The sequence below is a fragment of the Streptomyces sp. NPDC018964 genome, assembly GCF_044390325.1.
In the GTDB taxonomy this organism is placed as follows: Bacteria; Actinomycetota; Actinomycetes; order Streptomycetales; family Streptomycetaceae; genus Streptomyces.
This window is the reverse complement of the sequence record NZ_JBIRYZ010000053.1, coordinates 1-8926: the sequence shown is the minus strand read 5'-3', so window position 1 is coordinate 8926 and position 8926 is coordinate 1. Positions and strand designations below refer to the sequence as shown.

Sequence of the window (8926 nt, the reverse complement as noted above, 5' to 3'; positions counted from 1 at the left end):
GTGCCGGTGGGGTCGTTGCCGTCGGTGGCGGACGATCCGGTGGTGATCGTGGGGATGGCGTGCCGTTATCCGGGTGGGGTGTCCTCGCCGGAGGACCTGTGGCGGCTGGTCTCCGACGGCGTCGACGCCGTGTCGGACTTCCCGACTGATCGTGGTTGGGATGTCGACTCGTTGTACAACCCGGACCGGAATGTGCCCGGGACGTCGTACACGCGCTCGGGTGGTTTCCTGAATGAGGCTGGGGACTTCGACCCCGAGTTCTTCGGGATGAGTCCGCGGGAGGCGGTGGCGACGGACGCGCAGCAGCGTCTGCTGCTGGAGACGACGTGGGAGGCGATCGAGCGGGCCGGGATGGATCCGGTGTCGCTGCGGGGCAGCCGGACCGGCGTCTTCGCCGGCGTCATGTATCACGACTACGTCAACCTCCTGAACGGTCCCGAGTTCGAGGGCTACCAGGGGAGCGGCAGCGCGGGCAGCATCGCGTCGGGGCGTGTGGCGTACACGTTCGGGTTCGAGGGTCCGGCGGTGACGGTGGACACGGCGTGTTCGTCGTCGTTGGTGGCGTTGCACTGGGCGGCGCAGGCGCTGCGGTCGGGTGAGTGCTCGCTGGCGGTGGCCGGTGGTGTGACGGTGATGTCGACGCCGATGACGTTCGTGGAGTTCTCGCGTCAGGGTGGGTTGTCGGCGGACGGCCGGTGTCGTTCGTTCGCGGATGCGGCCGACGGGGTCGGCTGGTCCGAGGGTGTGGGTGTGCTGGTGCTGGAGCGGTTGTCGGATGCGCGGCGCCAGGGGCATCGGGTGTTGGCGGTGGTGCGGGGCAGTGCGGTCAACCAGGACGGTGCGTCCAATGGGTTGACGGCACCGAACGGTCCGTCGCAGCAGCGGGTGATCCGGCAGGCGCTGGCCAGTGGCGGGCTGTCGGCCGGCGACGTGGACGTCGTGGAGGCACACGGTACGGGTACGACGTTGGGTGATCCGATCGAGGCGCAGGCGCTGCTGGCCACCTATGGCCAGGAGCGTCCGGCCGACCGGCCGTTGCGGCTGGGGTCGATCAAGTCGAACCTGGGTCACACGCAGGCGGCCGCGGGTGTGGCCGGTGTGATCAAGATGGTGATGGCGATGCGGCACGGTGTGCTGCCGCGCACGCTGCATGTGGATGCGCCGTCGTCGCATGTCGACTGGTCGGCGGGTGCGGTGGAGCTGCTGACCGAACCGGTGGAATGGGCGGACGGGGGGCGTCCGCGGCGGGCGGGTGTGTCCTCGTTCGGCATCAGCGGCACCAACGCCCACGTCATCCTCGAACAGCCCGACCAGGAAATGGAGTTGCAGCCGCAGACAGCACAAGAACCGGAGACTGTGCCTGGTGTGGTGCCGTGGATTCTCTCCGGTAAGAGTGAGGCCGCGCTGCGTGCGCAGGCCGAGCGGTTGCGGGAGTTCGTGGCGGGTGCTGGGATCCGTGGCGTGGACCTCGGGTTCTCGCTGGCGATGCATCGGTCCGTGTTCGAGCACCGGGCTGTGGTGCTGGCGCAGGACAAGGCCGCTGCCCTGGAGGCGTTCGCGGCGGGTCTTCCGGACGCGGGTGTCGTGGAGGGCCTGGCTGATGGAGGCCGTACGGCGTTCCTGTTCTCGGGGCAGGGTTCGCAGCGCCTCGGCATGGGACGTGAACTGTACGGTCGTTTCCCGGTGTTCGCGGAGGCGTTCGACGCGGTGTGCGCGGGCCTGGACGAACACCTGGACCGGCTGCTGCGCGACGTGGTCTGGGGCGACGACGTCGAGGCGCTGAACGCGACCGCCTACGCCCAGGCCGGGCTGTTCGCCCTGGAAGTGGCGCTGTACCGGCTGCTCGACGCCTGGGGCGTGCGCCCCGACTATGTCGCCGGACATTCGATCGGGGAGATCGCGGCCGCGCATGTGGCGGGTGTGTTCTCGCTGGCCGACGCGTGTGCGCTGGTGGCCGCTCGCGGCCGGCTGATGCAGGCGCTGCCCGCCGGTGGTGCGATGGTCGCGGTGGAGGCGACGGAGGCCGAGGTCCTGCCGCACCTGACCGGCGAGGTGTCGGTCGCGGCCGTCAACGGCCCCTCCTCCCTGGTGATTTCGGGTGTGGAGGCGGCGGTCGAGGCCGTCGCCGGGGTCTTCCGCGAACAGGGGCGTCGTACGTCCCGGCTGCGGGTGTCGCACGCCTTCCACTCGCCGTTGATGGAGCCGATGCTGGAGGAGTTCCGCGCGGTCGCCGAGGGGTTGTCCTACGCCGAGCCGCTGCTGCCCGTCGTCTCCAATGTGACCGGCCGCATTGCCGCGTCCGGTGAACTCACCACGCCCGCCTACTGGGTGACCCATGTCCGTGAGGCCGTGCGTTTCGCCGAGGGTGTCCGTGCGCTGGCCGGTGAGGGTGTCACGCGGTTCGTGGAGCTGGGCCCGGACGGTGTGCTGAGCGGCATGGCCCGCGAGAGCGCCGGTGACGAGGCACACCTGATCCCGCTGCTGCGCAAGGACCGCGACGAGGAGTCGGCGGCACTGGCCGGGCTCGCCCGGCTGCACGTGGCCGGGGCCCGGGTGGACTGGGCCGCGTACTTCACCGGCACCGGCGCACGCACCGTCGACCTGCCCACCTACGCCTTCCAGCGCCGGCGCTACTGGCCCGTCGGTGCGCTGACCCGGGCCGGGGACGTGCGGTTCGCCGGACTCGGAGCGGCCGAACACCCACTGCTGGGCGCCGCCGTCGAACTGGCCGGTACCGAGGGATCGGACGGGGTGGTGTTCACGGGCCGGCTGTCGGTGCAGTCCCACCCGTGGCTGGCCGACCATGCGGTACAAGGCTCGGTGCTGGTGCCGGGCACGGCCCTGCTGGAGCTGGCGATCCGCGCGGCCGACGAGGTCGGCTGCGACACGGTCGAGGAACTGACCCTCTCCGCGCCACTGGTGCTGCCCGACCACGGTGGTACCCGCATCCAGGTGCGGATCGGCACGCCCGACGCCGACGGCCGGTGCGCCCTGGGCATACATGCCCGGGGTGAGGACGACGTCCAGGCCCCATGGGCCGTCCATGCCACCGGAATCCTGGCCCCCGCGGCTTCCCCGGCTTCCGTGAGCGAGGTACGGTCCGACTTCGACGCATCCGTGTGGCCCCCGAAGGACGCCCGCTCTGTCGATGTGACGGACTGCTACGAGCACCTGGCCGACGCCGGGTTCCTCTACGGTCCCGCGTTCCGCGGCCTTCGTGCCGCATGGCGCCGGGGCGACGAGCTGTTCGCCGAGGTCGCCCTCGACGAAGCGACGGACTGCAGTGCCTACGGTCTCCACCCGGCCCTGTTCGACGCCGCCCTGCACGCCTTCGCGCTCGACGACGACGGCCGCGGCGGAGTGCCGTTCTCCTGGACCGGAGTGACACTGCACGCCTCCGGCGCCTCGGCCCTGCGGGTCCGGCTGATCCGGGACGCCGACGGCACCATGGCCCTGGAGCTGGCCGACCCGACAGGCGCTCCCGTCGCCTCGGTGGAATCCCTGGCCGTCCGGCCCCTGGCGGCCGGACAACTGAGCGCCGTGACCCATGACTCCCTCTACCAGGTGGACTGGATGCCGGCGCGGGGCACGCGGGCCGCCGAAGTGTCCTCCGAACCGGTCACGGTCTCGGGGGTGGCCGAACTCGAGGCGCTGGTGCAGGACGAGGTACCGGCAACGGTGCTGGCCACCGTGCCCGGTACCGCGGACGGTGTCGTCGGATCCGTGCACGAAGTGGCCGTATGGGCGCTGGAGCTGGTGCGGTCGTGGCTGGCGAACGAGCGGTGTGCGCAGTCGCGTCTGGTGTTCGTGACGCGCGGTGCCACGGAGGGCGGTGACCTGCCGGGTGCCGCAGTGTGGGGTCTGGTGAGGTCGGCTGTCTCGGAGCACCCGGACCGGTTCGGTCTGCTGGACGTCGAACCGGACGCCGGGCTCACCGCTGAGTTGCTGGGGGCCGCCCTGGCGGTGGGTGAGGCAGAGGCCGAGGTCGCGGTGCGTGGGGGTGAGGTGTTGGTGCCTCGTCTGGCGCGTGTGGCCTCCGGGTCCGGTGTGGATGCTGTCGGCTGGGATGTGGCCGGGGGCACGGTTTTGGTGACGGGTGGTACGGGTGGTCTGGGTCGTGTGGTGGCCCGGCATCTGGTGGTCGAGCATGGTGTGCGGGATCTGCTGCTGGTGAGCCGTCGTGGTGCGGTCGCCGAGGGTGTGGAGGATCTGGTCGCCGAGTTGTCCGGGCTGGGTGCGCGGGTGTCGGTGGAGGCCTGTGACGTGGCCGACGCGGACGCGGTGGCCGCTCTGGTGGGCCGGTATCCGGTGCGGGCGGTGGTGCACGCGGCGGGTGTGCTGGACGACGGTATGGTGGAGTCGCTCACGGACGAGCGGCTCGCGCGGGTGCTGCGTCCGAAGGTGGACGCGGCCTGGCACCTGCACGAGGCGACCAAGGACCTCGACCTCACCGCCTTCGTGGTGTTCTCGTCGGTGGCGGGGACGTTCGGCAGTGCGGGGCAGTCGGCGTATGCGGCCGGTAACGCGTTCCTGGATGCCCTGGTGCGGCGGCGTCGTGCGCTGGGGCTGCCGGCGGTGTCGCTGGTGTGGGGTCCGTGGGCGCAGGACGCGGGCATGACCCGGACACTGTCGGAGACCGACCGCCGCCGCATCACCCGCTCCGGCCTTCCCCCGGTGACGGTGGAGCAGGGCGTCGCCCTGTTCGACGCCGCGATGGCCACCGACGCGGCGGTCGTCCTCCCTGTGCGCCTCGACTTCCCGGCGCTCCGCGCGCAGGGAGAGATTCCGCCGCTGCTCAGCGGGCTGATCCGGACGTCCACCCGCCGCGCGGCGGCCACGGGGTCCGCCGAGACCACCGGACTGGCCGAACGGCTGACCGCGCTCGGCGAGACCGAGCGCCGCGAGATGATGCTGGACCTGGTGCGCGGACACATCGCCCTCGTCCTCGGTCACTCGGGCGCACAGACGGTCAACCCCGACCGGGCCTTCAAGGACCTGGGCTTCGACTCGCTGACGGCCGTGGAGCTGCGGAACCGGCTGGGCAAGGCGACCGGACTGCGCCTGCCCGCCACCGTCGTCTTCGACTACCCGACCGCGGAACTCCTGGCCGACCACCTGCTCGACACCGTGCTCGGAACCGTCCGTGACGTGGCTGTGCCGGTGGGGTCGTTGCCGTCGGTGGCGGACGATCCGGTGGTGATCGTGGGGATGGCGTGCCGTTATCCGGGTGGGGTGTCCTCGCCGGAGGATCTGTGGCGGCTGGTCTCCGACGGCGTCGACGCCGTGTCGGACTTCCCGACTGATCGTGGTTGGGATGTCGACTCGTTGTACAACCCGGACCGGAATGTGCCCGGGACGTCGTACACGCGCTCGGGTGGTTTCCTGCACGATGCCGGGGACTTCGATCCCGAGTTCTTCGGGATGAGTCCGCGGGAGGCGGTGGCGACGGACGCGCAGCAGCGTCTGCTGCTGGAGACGACGTGGGAGGCGATCGAGCGGGCCGGGATGGACCCGGTGTCGCTGCGGGGCAGCCGCACCGGCGTCTTCGCCGGCGTCATGTACAACGACTACGGAAGCATCCTCACCGACGAGCAGTACGAGGGCTACCGCGGCAACGGCAGTGCGGGCAGCATCGCTTCCGGCCGTGTGGCGTACACGTTCGGGTTCGAGGGTCCGGCGGTGACGGTGGACACGGCGTGTTCGTCGTCGTTGGTGGCGTTGCACTGGGCGGCGCAGGCGCTGCGGTCGGGCGAGTGCTCACTCGCCGTGGCCGGAGGCGTCACCGTCATGGCCACGCCCACCGCCTTCGTCGAGTTCTCCCGGCAGGGAGCTCTCTCCGCCGACGGACGCTGCAAGGCCTTCTCCGACACCGCCGACGGAGCCGGCTGGTCCGAAGGCGCTGGTGTGCTGGTGCTGGAGCGGTTGTCGGATGCGCGGCGTCATGGGCATCGGGTGTTGGCGGTGGTGCGGGGCAGTGCGGTCAACCAGGACGGTGCGTCGAACGGGTTGACGGCACCGAACGGTCCGTCGCAGCAGCGGGTGATCCGGCAGGCGTTGGCCAGTGGCGGGCTGTCGGCCGGCGACGTGGACGTCGTGGAAGCACACGGTACGGGTACGACGTTGGGTGATCCGATCGAGGCGCAGGCGCTGCTGGCCACCTATGGCCAGGACCGTCCAGGGGACCGGCCGTTGCGGCTGGGGTCGATCAAGTCGAACCTGGGTCACACGCAGGCGGCCGCGGGTGTGGCCGGTGTGATCAAGATGGTGATGGCGATGCGGCACGGTGTGCTGCCGCGCACGTTGCATGTGGATGCGCCGTCGTCGCATGTGGACTGGTCGGCGGGTGCGGTGGAGCTGCTGACCGAGCCGGTGGAATGGGCGGACGAGGGGCGTCCGCGCCGGGCGGGTGTGTCCTCGTTCGGCATCAGCGGCACCAACGCCCACGTCATCCTCGAACAGCCCGAATTCGTGGGTGAAAGTGTCTCGGCGGCAATCGACGCCGACGACACCGAAACGGCCGTTCTGGTGCCGTGGGTCCTCTCCGGTAAGAGTGAGGCCGCGCTGCGTGCGCAGGCCGAGCGGTTGCGGGAGTTCGTGGCGGGTGCTGGGATCCGTGGCGTGGACCTCGGGTTCTCGCTGGCGATGCATCGGTCCGTGTTCGAGCACCGGGCTGTGGTGCTGGCGCAGGACAAGGCCGCTGCCCTGGAGGCGTTCGCGGCGGGTCTTCCGGACGCGGGTGTCGTGGAGGGCCTGGCTGATGGAGGCCGTACGGCGTTCCTGTTCTCGGGGCAGGGTTCGCAGCGCCTCGGCATGGGACGTGAACTGTACGGTCGTTTCCCGGTGTTCGCGGAGGCGTTCGACGCGGTGTGCGCGGGCCTGGACGAGCACCTGGAGCAGCCGCTGCGTGACGTGGTCTGGGGCGACGACGAGGAGGCGCTGAACGGAACCGCCTACGCCCAGGCCGGGCTGTTCGCCCTGGAAGTGGCGCTGTACCGTCTGCTCGACGCCTGGGGCGTACGCCCCGACTACGTCGCCGGACACTCGATCGGCGAGATCGCGGCCGCGCATGTGGCGGGTGTGTTCTCGCTGGCCGACGCGTGTGCGCTGGTGGCCGCTCGCGGCCGGCTGATGCAGGCGCTGCCCGCCGGTGGTGCGATGGTCGCGGTGGAGGCGACGGAGGCCGAGGTGCTGCCGCACCTGACGGGCGAGGTGTCGGTCGCGGCCGTCAACGGGCCCTCCTCGGTGGTGGTTTCGGGTGCGGAGGCCGCGGTGGAGGCGGTGGCGGAGGTGTTCCGCGGGCTGGGGCGTCGTACGTCCCGGCTGCGGGTGTCGCACGCCTTCCACTCGCCGTTGATGGAGCCGATGCTGGAGGAGTTCCGCGCGGTCGCCGAGGGGTTGTCCTACGCCGAGCCGCTGCTGCCCGTCGTCTCCAATGTGACCGGCCGCATTGCCGCGTCCGGTGAACTCACCACGCCCGCCTACTGGGTGACCCATGTCCGTGAGGCCGTGCGTTTCGCGGACGGTGTCCGTGCGTTGGCCGGTGAGGGTGTCACGCGGTTCGTGGAGCTGGGCCCGGACGGGGTGCTGAGCGGCATGGCCCGCGAGAGCGCCGGTGACGAGGCACACCTGATCCCGCTGCTGCGCAAGGACCGCGACGAGGAGTCGGCGGCACTGGCCGGGCTCGCCCGGCTGCACGTGGCCGGGGCCCGGGTGGACTGGGCCGCGTACTTCACCGGCACCGGCGCACGCACCGTCGACCTGCCCACCTACGCCTTCCAGCGCCGGCGCTACTGGCCGGAGAACAGCACGACCACCGCAGCGGCCGACGCCCGCGCCGCCGGTCTGGACGCGTCCGATCACCCGTTGCTGGGTGCGGTGGTGGCGCTGCCGGACTCCGGTGGTGTCGTACTGACGGGCAGGCTGTCGGTGGAGGCGCAGCCGTGGCTGGCCGATCACGTGGTCCTGGGCCGCACCCTGCTGCCCGGCACGGGATTGGTGGAACTCGCCTTGACGGCGGGCGAGGCCGTGGGCTGCGCCACCCTGGACGAACTGACGTTGACCGCACCGATGGTGCTGCCCGAGCAGGGCGCTGTTCAGGTTCGTGTCGTGGTGGGGCCGAAGGACGCCGCCCACCGCACGCTTGCCGTCTACTCCCGTCCGGAAGGCGCCGAGGACGCCCCGTGGACCATCCATGCTTCCGGGTTCCTGGTGGAGGGTGTGGTGCCGGCGGAGTTCGAGTTGGCGCAGTGGCCTCCGGTGGGTGCGGAGGTGGTGCCGGTGGAGGGTGCGTACGAGGTCTTCCGTGAGCGTGGTTACGGTTACGGTCCGGTGTTCCGGGGGCTGCGTGCGGCGTGGCGTCGGGGTGAGGAGTTGTTCGCGGAGGTCGCTCTGCCGCAGGAGTCGGTGGGGGAGGCCGGTGGGTTCGGTCTGCATCCGGCGTTGCTGGACGCGTCGATGCACGCGGCGATCCTGAACGACGGTGAGGGCGAGACGGTGATTCCGTTCGCCTGGAACGGTGTGCGTCTGCACGCGGTCGGCGCCTCCGCCGTCCGCATCCGCATCGGCAAGCTGGACGGCCGTGCCGTCACCCTGTCCGTGGCCGACGTGACCGGTGCGCCTGTGATGTCGGTCGACTCCATGGCGAGTCGGCCGGTCTCGGCCGACCAGTTGGGTGCGGCGTCCGGTGACGCGGGTGCGCTGTACGGCATCGAGTGGGTGCCGGGTGTCGTGGATGCGCCTGCTGTGGCGTGGGCGTCGTGGGAGGAGCTGCCGGCGGACGGGGATGTTCCGGGCACGGTGGTCCTGGACTGCGGTGCCAGTGCTTCTTCGCTTGCCGGTGTGGATGTGCCGGTGGGTGTGCGGTCGGTGGTGCACCGGGTGCTGGGTGTGGTGCGGGAGTGGCTGGCCGGTGAGCGGTTCGCGGGTT

The 8926-nt window shown here is 71.1% G+C and carries 1 pseudogene; it reads left to right on the top strand.

What is annotated here, in order from left to right:
• Window positions 1-12: 12 nt before the first annotated feature.
• Window positions 13-8926, top strand: a pseudogene (locus tag ACH5AO_RS37015) (type I polyketide synthase); the annotation flags it as partial.